Source organism: Rhizobium sp. AAP43 (assembly GCF_001296045.1).
Taxonomy (GTDB): domain Bacteria; phylum Pseudomonadota; class Alphaproteobacteria; order Rhizobiales; family Rhizobiaceae; genus Allorhizobium.
Genome location: NZ_LJHS01000012.1, coordinates 1 through 16,536 on the forward strand (window position 1 = coordinate 1; position 16,536 = coordinate 16,536).

Below are 16,536 nucleotides of genomic sequence, written 5' to 3' on the forward strand. Positions count from 1 at the left end.
CCCTGATCGGGCTAAGCCTTCGATTTTGCAACCTCTCCCGCAAGGGGAGAGGGGGCTGCACCGTCCTGCCCTTCGGCCACCGGAGCATTTCCGCTATCGAAAGCGGCAGCGCTGCGCTAGCATTGCCGCCAAGCCGCCCCCCGCACCGCCAGTTGAACGAGACGCGATGTTCATTCCCCTGCATGATCGAAACGCGCTGAAACACATCAAGCGGCAATATGTCACGCTCGGGCTGATCGCCGCCAATGTGATCACTTATGCGGTATCCACACTGCTGCCCGACGCCGCCTACGAACTCGGCGTCTACGGGATCGGCTTCATTCCGGCCGTCGTCTTCGACTTTGCCGAACTCGATCCGTCGCTCGTTCTGGTGCCGGACGGCGCGACCTACATCACCTATGCCTTCCTGCATGGCAGCTGGCTGCATCTCGGCTCGAACATGCTCTTCCTTTGGGTCTTCGGTGACAATGTCGAGGATGCCATGGGGCATTTCAAATTCCTCTTCTTCTATCTCGCCTGCGCGGCCGCCGGAGCGCTGATGCACGGGCTTGTCATGCCGGCAAGCCAGGCCCCGTTGATCGGCGCCTCGGGCGCGGTTGCCGGCGTGGTTTCGGCCTATCTGATGCTGCATCCCAAGGTGCGCGTCTGGGTGCTGGTGCTGATGCGCTTTCCGCTGCCGTTGCCGGCTTTTGTGCCGCTCATCCTCTGGGTCGGGCAGCAATTCGTCATGCTGCTGATCGATGGCGACAGCAATGTTTCCTGGGGTGCCCATGTCGGCGGCATTCTGGCCGGCATCCTTCTGGTGCTCGTTTTGCGACGTCCGGGCGTGCCGCTCTTCGACCGCGCGATCGTGACGCCGAAGGCCGTGGAGACGATCCGCGCACCGACCGAGACGATGGCGACCGGTCCCTGGGCGCCACGCGGTGGCAGCACGATGACCGCCGGCCGCGAGACCTCAGGGACGCCACCGGCTGGCAAGTCGCCCCATTGGGGGCGGTGATCGCAGACCACAACGCGATATGTTGACGTGAACGTCAACGTCAATTATCACCGAAACCCTGCGCCGGCATTCGCTGCCGGACGTTGTGTTTGTGCAAAAAATGCGTATCGATGTCGCCAATCGACAAACGGCGGACCGCATCTGAGCGCATTTTCCGGCGGAAGCTTTGAAGGAAGGAACCCATGAAGATACTCGTCCCAGTCAAGCGGGTTGTGGATTACAACGTCAAGATCCGCGTCAAGCCGGATGGCTCCGGTGTCGAGCTTGCCAACGTGAAGATGTCGATGAATCCCTTCGACGAAATCTCCGTCGAAGAGGCGCTGCGGCTGAAGGAGGCCGGCAAGGCCGAGGAGATCGTCGTGGTCTCGATTGGCCCAGCCAAGGCAGAAGAAACCATTCGCACCGCGCTCGCCATGGGTGCCGATCGCGGCATCCTGATCGAGACCGATGAGACGGTCGAGCCGCTGGCTGTTGCCAAGCTCTTGAAGGGTGTTGTCGAAGCCGAAGCGCCCGGCCTTGTCATCGTCGGCAAGCAGGCGATCGACGACGATTCGAACCAGACCGGCCAGATGCTGGCAGCGCTCCTCGGCTGGGGCCAGGCAACCTTCGCCTCCAAGCTCGAACTCGGCGCCGACAAGGCAACCGTGACCCGCGAAGTCGATGGCGGCCTGCAGACCATCGACGTCAAGCTGCCCGCGATCGTGACCACCGACCTGCGCCTCAACGAGCCGCGCTACGCCTCGCTGCCGAACATCATGAAGGCGAAGAAGAAGCCGCTCGACAAGAAGGCTCCGGCCGACTTCGGCGTCGACGTTACCCCGCGGCTCAAGGTGCTGAAGACCGAGGAGCCGGGTGGCCGCAAGGCGGGCATCAAGGTGAAGAGCGTCGCCGAACTGGTTGACAAGCTCAAGAACGAAGCCGGCGTATTGTAAGCGGAACGGACAGGAGAACATAAAAATGGCTATTCTTCTTCTCGCAGAACACGACAACGCGACCGTCTCCGAACAGACCGCCAAGGCCCTGACCGCCGCCACCAAGATCGGTGGCGATGTGACAGTGCTGGTCGCCGGCTCCGGCGCCAAGGCTGCAGCCGATGCCGCTGCCAAGCTTGCAGGCGTCTCCAAGGTCCTGCTGGCTGACGACGCATCGCTCGGCAACAATCTGGCCGAACCGCTGGCTGCTCTGATTGTCTCGCTCGCCGGCAGCTATGACACGATCATTGCGGCCGCGACCTCCGTCGGCAAGAACGTCGCCCCGCGCGTTGCAGCGCTCCTCGACGTGGCCCAGGTCTCGGAAATCATCGAAGTCGTCTCGGCCGACACCTTCAAGCGTCCGATCTATGCCGGCAACGCCATCCAGACGGTGCAGTCGACCGATGCCAAAAAGGTGATCACGGTCCGGACCGCCTCCTTTGCCGCTGCCGGCGAAGGTGGCTCGGCTGCCGTCGAGACCATCGCGGCTGCTGCCAATCCGGGCGTTTCCAGCCATGTATCCGATGCGCTGTCCTCCTCGGACCGTCCGGAACTGGCGTCGGCGAAGATCATCATCTCCGGTGGTCGCGCGCTTGGCTCCTCGGAGAAGTTCCAGGGAGTGATCCTGCCCGTCGCCGACAAGCTGGGTGCCGCCGTTGGCGCAAGCCGTGCAGCGGTGGATGCAGGCTACGCCCCGAACGACTGGCAGGTCGGCCAGACCGGCAAGGTCGTCGCCCCGCAGCTCTACATCGCCTGCGGCATCTCCGGCGCCATCCAGCATCTCGCCGGCATGAAGGACTCCAAGGTTATCGTCGCGATCAACAAGGACGAGGAAGCGCCGATCTTCCAGGTTGCCGACTACGGTCTCGTCGCAGATATCTTCGAAGCCCTGCCGGAGCTCGAAAAGGCACTCTGAGCCTTCTTCGCAGCTGCGAAAGGACTGGTCAAAACCCGTCCACGAGTCTATCAAATCAGCCGGGTCCGCGCTTGCGGATCCGGCGTTTTCTTGAGGTGACGCCGAAGCGCGGGTGAGGAGCGAGACGATGACGGACAAGATCAGCAATGTAGGTATCGTGGGCGCCGGCCAGATGGGCTGCGGCATCGCACAGGTCTCCGCCATCGCCGGCTACAAGGTCACGATCTACGACCTCTCCAAGGACAGGATCGAGGCCGGTCTTGCCACGATCAACGGCAATCTGGCCCGCCAGGTGACCAACGGCAAGCTCTCCGACGAGGAGCGCAAGGCCGCCCTCGCCCTGATTTCCGGCTCGTCCGACATCAACGATCTCGCTTCGGCCGACCTCGTGATCGAGGCTGCAACCGAGGACGAGACGGTCAAGCGCAAGATTTTCGCCACGCTCTGCCCGGTGCTGAAGCCCGAGGCGCTGATTGCCACCAACACCTCGTCTTTGTCCATCACCCGCCTTGCCTCGGCCACCGACCGGCCGGAACGCTTCATGGGTATCCACTTCATGAACCCGGTGCCGGTGATGAAGCTGGTGGAACTGGTCCGCGGCATCGCGACAGAAGAGACCACATTCGCCACCGCCAAGGAATTCGTCGCTTCGCTCGACAAGACCATCACGGTGGCCGAAGACTTTCCGGCCTTCATCGTCAACCGCATCCTGCTGCCGATGATCAACGAAGCGATCTATACGCTCTATGAAGGCGTAGGCTCCGTGGAGGCGATCGACACGGCGATGAAGCTTGGCGCCAACCATCCGATGGGTCCGCTGCAGCTCGCCGACTTCATTGGTCTCGATACGTGTCTTTCGATCATGCAGGTCCTGCATGATGGCCTGGCGGATTCGAAATACCGCCCCTGCCCGCTTCTGGTCAAATATGTCGAAGCCGGCTGGCTTGGCCGCAAGTCTGGCCGCGGCTTCTACGACTATCGCGGCGACGTGCCCGTTCCGACGCGTTGAGACGCACTGTTTGCCGATCAAGGCATTCGGGATTATTTTGGCGGAGTGAGAGGCGAGCTTTCGCCCGATCAGGCGCCGTCGGCAGCAGCGATCAGCGCCTTGGCATCAGCACCGTCCCAGGCCGCCGGACCATTCATATTGCCAAGCAGGCAGCCTTTGCCGTCGACCAGGAGAGTGACCGGCAGGCCGAAGGCGAGGCCCTGCCTCTTCAGCGTGTTGAACACGCCCATCGAGGCATCCCGGTAAAGGCCGAGCGCATCGACGCCAGTCTCCGCGAGGAAGGTCTGCGGCTTCTCGACATCGCCCGTGTCGATGTTGATCGCCAGGACCTGGAAGCGCTCGTTGCCGACAGCCTTCTGCAGATTGTTGAGCGCCGGCATTTCCTCACGGCAGGGCACGCACCAGGTAGCCCAGAGGTTGAGGAGCACCGTCTTGTTGGTGAAGTTCGCCATGGTCATCTGCGCGCCTGACTGGTCCTGGAAGGTCAGGCCTTCGACCAGCCTCGGCTCGGAGACCGGCACCATCGCCGCCACATCACCGCTGAAATAAGGCTTCAGCGCCTCCGCCTTCTCGACCGTTCCGGCGCATTGGGCCGCATCCGCGGTTTCCACGGCATTGCCAGACATGGTCTCTCTCACGTATACCGCAGCCGCGCCGACGACGATGCCGGCGACCGCAGCGATCGCAACCAGCTTGGTAGAGAAGAGGCCAGTCGGTTTTTTTTCTGTCATGTCATTCTCCAGGACGGGCATTCCATGGCCGAGGACATCAAGGACACCAAATCCTCCAACCAGATGTGGGGCGGTCGCTTTGCTTCCGGGCCATCGGCGATCATGGAGGAGATAAATGCCTCCATCGGTTTCGACAAGAAGCTTTACGCCCAGGATATCCGCGGCTCAAAGGCGCATGCGACCATGCTGGCGCACCAAGGCATTATCTCGGGCGAAGATAAAGACAAGATCCTTCACGGCCTGGACACGATCCTGTCAGAGATCGAGGCCGGCCAGTTTGTGTTTTCGCGCAAGCTCGAAGACATCCATATGAACATCGAGGCGCGCCTTGCCGATCTGATCGGTCCGGCTGCGGGGCGCCTGCACACCGCCCGCTCGCGCAACGACCAGGTGGCGCTCGACTTCCGCCTCTGGGTGAAGGAAGAGCTGCAGAAGACGGAAGCCGCTCTGACCGGCCTGATCGGCGCCTTCCTGAACCGCGCGGAAGAACATGCCGACACCGTGATGCCCGGCTTTACCCATCTCCAGACGGCCCAGCCGGTGACCTTCGGTCACCACTGCATGGCCTATGTCGAGATGTTCGGCCGGGACCGCCAGCGCGTGCGCCATGCCATCGAACACCTCGACGAAAGCCCGATCGGGGCAGCGGCGCTGGCCGGCACCGGCTACCCGATCGACCGTCACATGACGGCCAAGGCGCTCGGCTTCCGCGAGCCGACCCGCAACTCGATCGACACCGTCTCCGACCGCGACTTCGCGCTGGAATTCCTCTCGATTGCCTCGATTGCCGCCGTGCATCTGTCGCGGCTGGCCGAGGAGATCGTCATCTGGTCGACGCCGCAATTCGGTTTCATCCGCCTCTCGGACGCCTTTTCGACCGGCTCCTCGATCATGCCGCAGAAGAAGAACCCGGATGCCGCTGAACTGGTGCGCGCCAAGACCGGCCGCATCAACGGCTCGCTGATTGCACTTCTGACCGTCATGAAGGGCCTGCCGCTCGCCTATTCCAAGGACATGCAGGAAGACAAGGAACAGGTCTTCGACGCCGCCGAAAGCCTGGAACTGGCAATTGCCGCCATGACCGGCATGGTGACCGACATGACCATCCGCACCGACAAGATGAAGGCGGCGGCGGGCTCGGGTTACTCGACCGCAACGGATCTGGCCGACTGGCTGGTCCGCGAAGCTGGCCTTCCCTTCCGTGATGCCCATCACGCAACGGGTCATGCCGTGGCGCTGGCGGAGAAGAAGGGCTGCGATCTCGCAGAACTTTCGCTCGAAGAGCTACAGGGCATCAATGCCGCCATAACGGCTGATGTTTTCAACGTTCTGACCGTCGAAGCCTCTGTCGCCAGCCGCAAGAGCTTCGGCGGAACGGCGCCCGACGAAGTGCGCAAGCAGATCGCGTGGTGGCGCGCGCGCAACTGATCACGCCAACGCGCAGATCGATAACGAGATCAGGGGTGCACAAGCGCCCCTTTTTTCGCTAGAGCGGTTAGGAATTAACAAATCGATGGACAGGTCATGGTGAATTCGCTCAATCGCTCGACGCTGACGCTCTCCCTTCTGCTGGCGGCTTCGCTTGCGCTCTCCGCCTGCGGCCGCAAGGGCGACCTCGACCGGCCGAGCACGCCCGTTGAAAAACAGAACCTGCGCGGCACTGAAACGCAGAAGGCGCCCGAATCGCCCTTCCTCCTCGATCCGCTTCTCTGACAGGGCTTTACCCGTGAACCACTTCGAATATCGCGACGGCGTGCTCTACGCCGAAGACGTGGCCATCCCCGAGATCGCGCGTACCGTTGGTACGCCCTTCTACTGCTACTCGACGGCGACGCTGGAGCGGCACTACAAGGTGTTTGCAAAAGCCTTCGACGGCGTCGATGCGCTGGTCTGCTATGCGATGAAAGCCAATTCCAACCAGGCCGTGCTGAAGACACTCGGTCGCCTGGGCGCTGGCGTCGACGTGGTTTCGGAAGGCGAATTGCGCCGTGCGCTGGCCGCTGGCATTCCGGCCAACCGGATCATGTTCTCCGGCGTCGGCAAGACGCCGAGCGAGATGGATTTAGGCCTCGAAGCTGGCATCTACTGCTTCAACGTCGAGAGCGAGCCGGAATTGGAAGTGCTCAACCAGCGGGCCGTCAAGGCCGGCAAAAAGGCGCATGTCTCCTTCCGCATCAATCCTGACGTCGACGCCAAGACGCATGCCAAGATCTCGACCGGCAAGAAGGAAAACAAGTTCGGCATTTCCTATGAGCGGGCCCGCGCCGTCTATCAGCGCGCCGCTGAACTGCCAGGCATTCAGGTTTCCGGTATCGACATGCATATCGGCAGCCAGATCACCGAGCTGCAACCCTTCGAGGACGCTTTCCGCCTGCTGCGTGAACTCGTCGAGACGCTGCGAAGCGATGGCCATCAGATCGACCACGTCGATGTCGGTGGCGGCCTTGGCATTCCCTACAAGGACGACAACAACCCGCCGCCGGAACCGGATGCCTATGCAAGGATCGTCAAGGACCAGCTGTCGAGCCTCAACTGCCGCATCGTGACAGAGCCCGGCCGCCTGATTGTCGGCAATGCCGGCATCCTGGTGACCGAGGTGATCTATGTGAAGGACGGCGGCGACAAGACTTTCGTCATCGTTGACGGCGCGATGAACGATCTGATCCGCCCGACGCTCTACGAAGCCTATCACGAGATCCGGCCCGTGGTGATTTCGGCGGCCAGCGCGCCGCGCATCAAGGCCGATGTTGTCGGACCCGTCTGCGAGACCGGCGACTATCTGGCGCTTGACCGCGAAATGGCCATGCCAAAGCCGGGCGATCTCTTTGCCGTGGGTTCGGCTGGAGCTTATGGCGCAGTGCAGGCCGGCACCTACAACACCCGGCGGCTGGTGCCGGAGGTTCTGGTCAAGGGCAGCGAGTTCCATGTGATTCGGCAGCGTCCGAGCTACGAGGACATGATCGCGCTTGATTCCGTGCCTGACTGGCTGGACTGACACGTTCACAATTCGGCGATGGGCCGGGAAAAAGGGCTCAACCCTTGCAACCGCCCTCGTCTTCGCCACAAAGGCTGCTATCTTCGAAAGCAACACGCCGCCGATGACGGCACGCGCTTTCGGAGACCTGACGGATGACAGACAGCCGCCCGCCCGGCCACAAGAGAGGCGCTTTCGAGCATGACCCCGCGCTGAAGCGCAAGGTTGGCCTGAAGCGTGTTCTGGCACGCGCCGTGCTCTTTGCCGAACGCGTTCTGCCGCTTTTCCTGCCCGTGGCCGGCATTGCCGCCATCTTCGTTTCGCTCGCCTGGTTCGGCGTCTACCGCGAATTGCCGGGCGTTGCGCGGCTGGCCCTCGTCTTCGGGCTGATCTTCGCCTTCGTCGCCTCCTTCCTGCCGTTCCTGAAGCTCCGCCTGCCGACGATCCGCGAGGCTGACCGGCTGCTTGAGGAGCGCAATGGCCTCGCCCACCAACCTGTCGCCGTTCAAGACGACAGCCTGTCCGCAGAGACACCCTTTGCCAAGGCCCTTTGGCAGGAGCATCAGCGCCGCATGGCCGAGCGCATCGCAGCTCTTGATGCCGGCCTGCCGCAGCCCGACATCGCCCGCTTCGACCGCTATGCCATCCGGGCCATACCGGCCCTGCTTTTTGCAACGGCGCTCGCCTATTCCGGCTCAAACGGCGCTGGATCGATTGCCGATGCCTTCCGCAGCCCGGTGACGGAAGCAGAATTGCCTGCACTGCGGATCGACGCCTGGATTACGCCGCCGGGCTATACCGGCCAGCCGCCGGTCTTCCTCTCCGGCCTCGGCACACAGGACGCGGGTGTGACCGTGCCGCAGAATTCGAAGATGACGGTCAGGATCAGCGGCGGCGCCACGGATGAGCCCGTCCTGTTCAAGCCGGAAGGCGATAAACCCGCAACGGAAGTGGCGCTGCGTGAAGAACCGGCACGCCCGGCAAGCATGGTTGACGGTGTGCCGACGCCGCCCGCAACGCCTGCAGCAGCCCCGGCAGCCGCCGCGACACTCAGCCGTACGCATGAACTGCAACTGGCCGAGAGTGGCGAACTCAGCGTTGCCGGTCGACGCTGGACGATCGGGGTTCTTGCCGACAAGACGCCCGAGATCAGCTTCGACGGCGAGCCACGCCGCGCCACCAATGGCGCGCTCGAAATCGCCTTTCTCGCCAAGGACGACTACGGCCTGCGCGAGGCCCGGGCCGAAATCGAGCCGATCGAGGCGAAGCCGGGGGCGACACCGCTCTATGCACCGCCAGACTACAAACTTGACCTCCCCCGCCACAATGCCCGCGAGACCAAGGGCGTCGCAAGCCGGAACATCACCGAACACCCGATGTCCGGCAAGCGGGTGCGCATCACGCTCGTCGCCACCGACGGCGCCGGCCAGACCGGCCGCAGCGAACCCGTGGAGATGGTCCTGCCGGCGCGCAACTTCTCCGAACCGCTGGCGGGCTCCGTCGCCGAACAGCGGCAGGTCTTTTCCCTCGACACCCGCGACATGGCCTATGCCATCGCGCTCAACGAGGCGCTGGTTCTTCGCGCCGATGAGACCATCCCGGATCTCGGCAACTTCATCGCGATTGAAAGCGCCCGCGCCCGCATGGGCATGGCACGCGGTGAGGAGCAGCTGAAGGACACGGCAGATTATCTCTGGGAAATCGCGCTCGGCATCGAGGACGGCGACCTCTCGCTGGCCGAACGCCGCCTGCGCGACGCACAGCAGGCGCTGGACGAGGCGCTGGAAAACGGTGCAAGCGACGAGGAAATCCAGAAGCTGATGGCGGAACTGCGGGAGGCCATGCAGGAGTTTCTCTCCGCCATGGCCGAGCGCATGCAGAACCAGCGCGGCGAACAGCAGCAAAGTGCCCAGAACACCCTGCGCCAGCAGGACCTGAACAACATGCTCGACCAGCTGGAAAACCTCGCCCGCTCCGGCAATCGCGACCAGGCGCGCCAGCTGCTTTCCGAATTGCAGCGGATGATGAACAATCTTCAGGCTGGCAGGCCCCAACAGGGCCAGCAGCAGGAAAACAGCGAGGCCCGCCAGCAGATCGACAAGCTCGGCGAGATCATGCAGCAGCAGCAGAAGCTGATGGACGAGACCTTCCGGCTCGATCAGGCGCTGCAGGACCGCATGCAGCGCGGCGACCCGATGGAAGGGGAAGAAGGCGCAGAAGGCCAGCAGCAGGAGGGCCAGGAGGGGCAGCAGGGCGAGCAGAACCAACAGGGCCAGCAAGGTCAGCAAGGCCAGCAGAACCTCGACGGCATGACGGAAGAACAGTTGCGCGAAGCCTTGCGCCAGCTCCGCGAGCAGCAGGAGGGCCTGGGCAAGAAGCTTGGCGAATTGCAGGAGGGGCTGAAGGGTCTCGGCATGCAGCCGGGCGAAGGCTTTGGCCAGGCGCAGAAAGAAATGCAAGGCGCCGGCGAAGCGCTGGGCGACGGCCAGGGCGACCGCGCAGTCGAAGGCCAGGGCCGAGCCCTGGAAGCCCTGCGCCAGGGCGCACGCGACATGATGAACCAGATGATGCAGGCCATGCAGGGCCAACAAGGGCAGCAGGGCGAAGGCCAGGCCGGCCTTGGCAACCAGAACGGCCGCGACCCGCTCGGACGCCCACGCGCCACCAACGGTCCTGATTTCGGCGAGCAGGTGAAAGTGCCCGACGAGATCGACGTGCAGCGGGCCCGCGAAATCCTCGAAGCAATCCGCGAGAAGCTGGGACAGAATTCCAGCCCCGAGATCGAACGCCGCTATCTGGAGCGTCTGCTCGATATTCAGTGACAGCCGATCATGCTGTCAACGATCTGAACCGCAGCGCCCCAGCGCAGGGCCAGCATCGCTTGCTGCGCCAACCTTGGTTCAATCAAGCACACAAGGCAAAACCACCTGCCACGATGCGGCAGGCGGGATCAGGTGTCTCAAAGCGGGGGAATCGGAAGGAGAACGCGCGCAGCCTTCAGCTTGCCAGCGCCATGGCGACGGCCTTGCGTATATCCGGCAGGGCAAAGGGCTTCGAAACGACATCGACAATCTTCGAGGCGAGGTCATCAGCGCGTTCGCGCTGTTCGGCATAGCCGGTCATCAGCAGAATTTTCATGCCGGGAAACTCGGAATGGGCGCGGTGGGCGAGTTCGATACCGTCCATGACCGGCATGCGGATATCGGAGAGAAGCAGGTCATACTCGCCCTCTGCAAGCATCTCGAGCCCCTCGGCTCCATCGCAGGCCTCGCGGGTCACATGCCCATCCAGTCGCAGCGCACGCGCCACGAAGGAGCGTAGGGAATCTTCGTCTTCGGTGATCAGGATCCGCGCCATGGTCTAAAACTTTGCTCCCGCATTCCGGTGACGTTTACGGGGTCAAATCACCAGAGTTTCCTTTGCGAGTGGTAAACGCGGGAGCCTCAGTTCTGGTCCATGGTTAACGAATGCTCAGCGCCGACTGTGCCATCGAGGCACGGAACGAGCGCTTACGCGTCACCCGTGACCACGCCGACAAAGGGCAGTTCGCGGAAGGCATAAGCAACGTCCATGCCGTAGCCGACGACAAAATAATCGGGGCAGTCGAAGCCGACATAGTCAGCCTCAAAATCTTCTTTTCGCTTGTTTTTCTTGTCGAGCAGCACGGCAATGGTGACATTCGACGCACCGCGTTCCAGCATCAGCTCACGGGCAAACAGAAGCGTGCGGCCGGACTCCAGAATGTCGTCGATCAGGAGCACGTTGCGACCCTTTACATCGCTGTCGATGTCCTTGATCACGCGGACGCCCTGCGACACCGTGCCTGTGCCATAGCTGGACAGGGTGATGAACTCGACTTCCGGGGCAAGACCGACATCATGCAGCGCCCGGATCAGGTCGGCGGCGAAGATGAAGGACCCCTTGAGGATGGAGATGACGAGAAGATCATCGCAGGGGCCAGCCAGGATATCCTGGGCCAGCTCAAGATTGCGCGCCCTGATCTGTTCAGCGGTAAAGAGGGGATCGATATTCTTTCCGCGAACGACGGGCATGGGACACTCCTTGATGATCGGCCGGCGGACCCTGGGCCTTTTGCCCGGTGCCGGAAAGGCTGGCCCTTAGCACAGTCAGGAGCGAGAGGCACCCGACTCTTCAAAGGAAAGGCGCAGTTGCGGCGTTTTTCCACCGGGATGCTGGACACGGGCGGAAAGCCCACGGCTCCGGCCGGCTTCCAGTACCGCACTTGCAGGCTCGATATAGGTGCTGGCCACGATCTGCCCGTCAACGAGAAGATCGGCGCGCACCAGCGGCACAGTCAGACTGCGGCTCGACCGGTTCTGGACGATTGCATTGACCAGAAGAACCCGCATCCCGTTCCGGTCCTGCGGTGTCAGGTTGACATGGGTGAAATCCAACGGGCGTGCGGCAATTTCCGGATGCTCGGCAAACCGCAGGGCCTGAACGGCCGCGAAGAGAAAGACCAGCACGAAACAGCTCGCTACCAGCGTTGCAAAACCGCGCTCGGACAGTGTCTGCAATCGCTGTTCGAACCGTTCCACGACGACTGACATCAGACGGCCGATGGCATGATCTTTGGCTTGCGCAACAGGATTGGCGTTTGAACCGCCAGGGCCCCTTGCGTGCGGAGGATCGCGGATCACGACGAAATCGGCATCCACCACATCGCGGTTTGAAGGTTGATGCAGCGTGCGCTCGATTCGCCTGCGGGCACGATCCGGCGGCAGGAGATCAAGCTCCGGGACCCCTTTCTGCGGGCGGGTCTGCTGGTATTGGCGGAAGACGCTCATCTGGTCCCGATCTTTCGCACGGCCGAATTCCGGTGATCCCGAAACTGGGCGGTTGAAACGAATCCTCACCAGACGTAAATTCAAATGGTTAATGCTTCGGAAAAGCCGGCCATGGGGCCACTGCTCCGCCGACCGTTGACCGGGCGCAAAGAAACGCCCATGACGCGCTCGAGACCTCGAACCCTCAAGACTGGGCCCAGCCGTTGATCCACTTCGAAAATGTCGGCCTGCGATATGGGATGGGACCGGAGATCCTCCGCGACCTGACATTCGACATTCCGAGGCGGTCGTTCCAGTTCCTGACCGGTCCGTCCGGTGCCGGCAAGACGACCCTTCTGAAACTGCTCTTCATGTCGCTGCAGCCGACACGCGGGCTGATCAAAAGCTTCGAGCGCGACATCACCCGCATTCCCCGCAGCGAGCTACCCATGCTGCGCCGGCGCGTCGGCATTGTTTTCCAGGACTTCCGTCTGCTCGACCACCTGACGACCTACGAGAATGTGGCCTTGCCGCTCCGGGTCCGGGGCAAGGAAGAAGGCACCTACAAGCAGGATGTCATTGAGCTCTTGAAGTGGGTGGGGCTCGGCGAGCGCATCAATGTGCTGCCGCCCGTTCTGTCCGGTGGCGAGAAGCAGCGCGTGGCGATTGCCCGCGCCCTGATCGACCGGCCGGAAATCCTGCTCGCCGACGAACCGACGGGCAATGTCGATCCGCCGATGGCGCGCCGGCTCCTGAGCCTGTTTCTCGAACTTAACCGGCTTGGCACCGCCGTTGTCATCGCGACCCATGACCTCGCCCTGATGGATCAGGTCGATGCCCGCCGCATGATTTTGACCGATGGGCGGCTCGACATTTATGAGTGACCGCAAGCGCCCCGAACAGCAGCCGGCCCGCCGGGTCGAGATGACGGTCCGCCCGACGGGACCAATCCTGCCGCCCTCCAACATTCAGGGCAATGCGCTGATGGTGGTGATTGCCATCATGGCCTTCCTCGCCTGCCTGACGCTCGGCGCCGTCTCCATGGTGCGCGCCACGGCTGCCGGCTGGCAAAGCCAGATCGCCCGCGAGATTACCATCCAGATCAAGCCCGAAGACGGGCTCGACATGGACAAGGCCCTCACCCGCGCACGGGATCTGGCGCTGACCTTTGTCGGCACACGCGACGGCCAGATCATGGATGATGCCGCGACCGCACGCCTGCTCGAACCCTGGCTCGGCACCGGCCTCGACCTCTCCGAACTGCCCGTGCCACGACTGGTGGTGATCACCATAGACGAGAGCAATCCACCAGATTTCCAGGCGATGCGTGCGCTCCTGGCCGAAGAAGTGCCGCAAGCCTTTCTCGACGATCACCGTACCTGGGTCGACCGTCTTGTGCAGATGGCACGAACCACCGTGCTCATCGGCTCCGGCGTTCTGGTTCTCGTTTTCGTCGCCATGGTGCTGACCGTGGTCTTTGCGACGCGAGGCGCGCTCTCCGGCAATCGCCACATCATCGAAGTGCTGCATTTCGTTGGCGCCGAGGCCAGTTTCGTCGCCCAGGAATTCCAACGGCATTTCTTCAAGATCAGCCTCAAGGGCGCCTTTGCCGGCGGCATGCTGGCCGCCGTCCTCTTTGCCCTGGCAAGCTTCTGGCAGAGCCGCTCGCTGGCAACGCCCCAGAGCGACCAGGCGACCGCCCTGTTTGGGACGTTTACCATCGGCTGGGGCGGCTATCTCGGCATTTTCGCGACGATGTTCTTTATAGCTCTTTTGACAACGGCGACGGCGCGGCTGACGGTCATGCGCACCATTGACGAGATCGACCTGATCCGTTCCGATCCGAGCCGGACGGACGGCCTGCTCGACGACTGATCGACGCTAAGTGTTGACCTGCCATAAAGCCGCCTGTTCCGCGTGGGAAATCCACGCTATTCACGGACGATGAGAATGGACCGGCTGACCTCTGACACCCCGTCAAGCACCGACCCGCCAAAGCCGGCGGGCTGGAGCCCGTTCGCGCGCAAAGGCTTGATTCGCCGTGTCTTGCGCTATGGCGGCATGGTGCTTCTGCTGACTTTGGCAGCGTTGGTCGCCGGCTTTCTCGTCTTTGCTGATTCGGTCACCAACATGCGGCCGCCCGAAACCGTGAAGGCGGATGCCATCGTCGTCCTGACCGGCGGCTACCAGCGGATCGAACAGGCGATCGAGCTGTTGCGCAAAGGCTCCGGTGAACGGCTGCTGATATCAGGCGTGAACCCACAGACGACGCCCGGCCAGATTCGCCGCTCGACCCGAACCTCGCCTGACCTCTTCGAATGCTGCGTCGATATCGGCTATGCCGCGATCGACACGATCGGCAATGCCAACGAGACCGCCTTGTGGATCCGCGACAAGGGCTATCGCTCGGTTCTCGTGGTCACCAGCAACTACCATCTGGCGCGCAGCCTGATGGAGTTGAAACGCAGCGATCCGGTGACGGATTTCATCGGCTATCCCGTCGTCAATTCTGACCTGAAGACACGCGCCTGGTATAGTGAGCCGGATGCTATGCGAACGATGCTCATCGAATACGGCAAGACGGTCGTCGCCTACCTACGGCAAAGCATCGGATGGAACCGCGGACCCGGTCTGCGCTCGGACAGAGAAATGCCCGAAACTGGTCAGCAACCTTGAAGCCAGGCCGCGCAAGGCGGCTTTTGCTGCCGGTGCTTTTGCTCTAAGGACGGAAGCGCCGTTCACGAGAGCCCATTGATGATCACCCTGCGTTCCATCCTCTTCAACACCGCCTTCTATGCCAACATGATCCTCAGGATGATCTTCCTGTCGCCGATCTACTTCCTCTTGCCGCGCAAGAAGGCCTTCTTCGTTCCGAAGGACTGGGCGACTTCCTCCTGCTGGCTGATGGAAAAGATCGTTGGCACGACATTCACGGTTGAGGGGCTGGAGAATATTCCGGAGGGCGGTTACATCCTCGCGCCCAAACATCAGTCCTTCTGGGACACGTTTGCGCTGCTGCCCTATCTCGACGATCCCGTCTACATTCTGAAGCGCGAGCTGATGTGGATCCCGATCTTCGGCTGGTATGTGGCCAAGCAGCGAATGATCCCGGTCAATCGCGGCGCCAAAGGCCGGGTGATGGCCCAGGTGATCGAGCGCACCAAGCAGGAAATGGCGAGTGGCCGCCAGTTGATCATCTATCCGGAAGGCACGCGTCGCCCACCGGGTGCCGCTCCCGAATACAAATACGGGATTGCCCGCCTCTACCGCGATCTCGGCGTGCCAGTCGTGCCGGTTGCCATGCACCCCGGCCTGTTCTGGCCGCGTCGCAAGTCACAGCGCTATCCGGGCCACTTCAAGGTGCAGATCCTGCCGGCGATCCAGCCGGGTCTCGACCCCGACGTCTTTTTCGACAAGCTGACGACGGACCTCGAAGCCGCAAGCGATGCATTGCTCATCGAAACGGTGCGCGACAACCCGCATCTGCCCTTACCGCCGACGGCCGAGATCCGGCTGAAGGAGCTCGGTGCGCGCTAAAGCCCGGCACCGTTTTCCGCGCATCCGATCACTTGTTATCTGACGCAGGCTCGGAGGACATCGCGGCCGCCACGCTTTCGAGCCAATGGTCGCGAATGCCAAGTTCACGCAGATGGGAAAGCGTATTGGCGACATAGACCGGATTGGGCCCTGATCGGCCGACCGCATCCCTGACCACGGAGGCAGCCTCCTCTATTGAGACCGAGCCCGCATATTGGCGATGAGCGCGGTCGATGACGTAAGTCAGGGCAGAGACGTGCCGGCCATCAGCCAGCCGGGCGGGCACAGTGCGCTCGAGATAGACGCTGGTCACGAGTTCCCGCTCGCGCAGATAGTCGATCGTATGAGCGCGATCAGAGAGCGCGACGCGGAAGGCGACACCCTTGCAGGACCCACCGCGATCCAGCCCGAGAACAAGCCCAGGCCGCTCCTCTGTGCCACGATGCACGTATGAGCGCACACACAGTGAGCGTCGGTAGCCAACAACCCGCGCCGTCGCGCGTTCCTCGTACGGAAAGCCCGGATTCCACATTAGCGAACCGTAGCCAAAGACCCAAAATTCGTCCATATCGCAATCCATTGCAGGAAACCGATCCGATTGCAGCAAGGAA

At 62.4% G+C, this 16,536-nt stretch carries 17 protein-coding genes; 12 read left to right on the forward strand and 5 right to left on the reverse strand.

The genetic code is table 11. The annotated features are described in order from the left end of the window. Positions 1-166 precede the first annotated feature (166 nt). From IP76_RS08605 to IP76_RS08620, 4 genes are all read left to right on the forward strand, one after another. On the forward strand, positions 167-1,000 hold the full coding sequence (locus tag IP76_RS08605) for a rhomboid family intramembrane serine protease (protein WP_082352467.1): 834 nt from the start codon (positions 167-169) through the stop codon (positions 998-1,000). Between the two features lie 182 nt (positions 1,001-1,182). Continuing rightward, complete coding sequence (locus tag IP76_RS08610) at positions 1,183-1,932, forward strand: electron transfer flavoprotein subunit beta/FixA family protein (protein ID WP_054157813.1); 750 nt, start codon at positions 1,183-1,185, stop codon at positions 1,930-1,932. 25 nt (positions 1,933-1,957) lie between these two features. Beyond that, positions 1,958-2,887 carry an electron transfer flavoprotein subunit alpha/FixB family protein gene (locus IP76_RS08615; RefSeq protein ID WP_054157814.1) on the forward strand — a complete coding sequence of 310 codons (930 nt, stop codon included), beginning with the start codon at positions 1,958-1,960 and terminating at the stop codon, positions 2,885-2,887. 127 nt (positions 2,888-3,014) lie between these two features. Further along, positions 3,015-3,896, forward strand: coding sequence for a 3-hydroxybutyryl-CoA dehydrogenase (locus IP76_RS08620; protein WP_054157815.1), 882 nt, complete (start codon positions 3,015-3,017; stop codon positions 3,894-3,896). 68 nt (positions 3,897-3,964) lie between these two features. Here the strand turns inward: IP76_RS08620 and IP76_RS08625 are convergent, their stop codons facing one another. Beyond that, complete coding sequence (locus tag IP76_RS08625; RefSeq protein WP_054158067.1) at positions 3,965-4,627, reverse strand: TlpA disulfide reductase family protein; 663 nt, start codon at positions 4,625-4,627, stop codon at positions 3,965-3,967. A gap of 24 nt (positions 4,628-4,651) precedes the next feature. Between IP76_RS08625 and argH the strand changes: the two genes are divergently transcribed. From argH to IP76_RS08645, 4 genes are all read left to right on the forward strand, one after another. After that, a complete protein-coding gene (argH, locus tag IP76_RS08630) occupies positions 4,652-6,055 on the forward strand; it encodes an argininosuccinate lyase (RefSeq protein ID WP_054157816.1) in 1,404 nt (467 codons plus the stop codon). A 96-nt stretch (positions 6,056-6,151) separates the two neighbouring features. After that, positions 6,152-6,340: a lipoprotein gene (locus IP76_RS08635; protein WP_054157817.1), complete on the forward strand. Its 189-nt coding sequence runs from the start codon at positions 6,152-6,154 to the stop codon at positions 6,338-6,340. A gap of 13 nt (positions 6,341-6,353) precedes the next feature. Further along, positions 6,354-7,622, forward strand: coding sequence for a diaminopimelate decarboxylase (gene lysA, locus IP76_RS08640; RefSeq protein ID WP_054157818.1), 1,269 nt, complete (start codon positions 6,354-6,356; stop codon positions 7,620-7,622). Between the two features lie 134 nt (positions 7,623-7,756). Beyond that, the gene (locus tag IP76_RS08645; RefSeq protein WP_054157819.1) at positions 7,757-10,423 is read left to right on the forward strand and encodes a TIGR02302 family protein; all 2,667 of its coding nucleotides are present in this window, start codon (positions 7,757-7,759) and stop codon (positions 10,421-10,423) included. 175 nt (positions 10,424-10,598) lie between these two features. On the opposite strand, the gene IP76_RS08650 is transcribed toward IP76_RS08645, so the two are convergent. The 3 genes from IP76_RS08650 to IP76_RS08660 all read right to left on the reverse strand — a co-directional run bounded on the left by IP76_RS08650 (position 10,599) and on the right by IP76_RS08660 (position 12,409). Beyond that, positions 10,599-10,958 (reverse strand): response regulator, encoded by a 360-nt coding sequence (locus IP76_RS08650; RefSeq protein WP_054157820.1) that lies wholly within the window; start codon positions 10,956-10,958, stop codon positions 10,599-10,601. A 152-nt stretch (positions 10,959-11,110) separates the two neighbouring features. Next, positions 11,111-11,653, reverse strand: coding sequence for a hypoxanthine phosphoribosyltransferase (gene hpt, locus IP76_RS08655; protein WP_054157821.1), 543 nt, complete (start codon positions 11,651-11,653; stop codon positions 11,111-11,113). Positions 11,654-11,728: 75 nt separating this feature from the next. Further along, positions 11,729-12,409, reverse strand: coding sequence for a hypothetical protein (locus IP76_RS08660; RefSeq protein WP_054157822.1), 681 nt, complete (start codon positions 12,407-12,409; stop codon positions 11,729-11,731). A 203-nt stretch (positions 12,410-12,612) separates the two neighbouring features. On the opposite strand from IP76_RS08660, the gene ftsE reads away from it, so the two are divergent. The 4 genes from ftsE to IP76_RS08680 all read left to right on the forward strand — a co-directional run bounded on the left by ftsE (position 12,613) and on the right by IP76_RS08680 (position 15,925). Then, entirely contained in the window at positions 12,613-13,272 is a 660-nt protein-coding gene (gene ftsE, locus IP76_RS08665) for a cell division ATP-binding protein FtsE (RefSeq protein WP_054157823.1), read from the forward strand. Continuing rightward, positions 13,265-14,263, forward strand: a complete 999-nt coding sequence (locus IP76_RS08670; protein WP_054157824.1) for an ABC transporter permease — start codon at positions 13,265-13,267, stop codon at positions 14,261-14,263. Before ftsE ends, IP76_RS08670 begins: the two co-directional genes overlap by 8 nt. A gap of 75 nt (positions 14,264-14,338) precedes the next feature. Next, positions 14,339-15,064 (forward strand): YdcF family protein, encoded by a 726-nt coding sequence (locus IP76_RS08675; RefSeq protein ID WP_054157825.1) that lies wholly within the window; start codon positions 14,339-14,341, stop codon positions 15,062-15,064. Positions 15,065-15,142: 78 nt separating this feature from the next. Further along, the gene (locus tag IP76_RS08680; protein ID WP_054157826.1) at positions 15,143-15,925 is read left to right on the forward strand and encodes a 1-acyl-sn-glycerol-3-phosphate acyltransferase; all 783 of its coding nucleotides are present in this window, start codon (positions 15,143-15,145) and stop codon (positions 15,923-15,925) included. A 28-nt stretch (positions 15,926-15,953) separates the two neighbouring features. Here the strand turns inward: IP76_RS08680 and IP76_RS08685 are convergent, their stop codons facing one another. Continuing rightward, complete coding sequence (locus IP76_RS08685) at positions 15,954-16,505, reverse strand: gamma-glutamylcyclotransferase (RefSeq protein ID WP_054157827.1); 552 nt, start codon at positions 16,503-16,505, stop codon at positions 15,954-15,956. Positions 16,506-16,536: the final 31 nt, after the last annotated feature.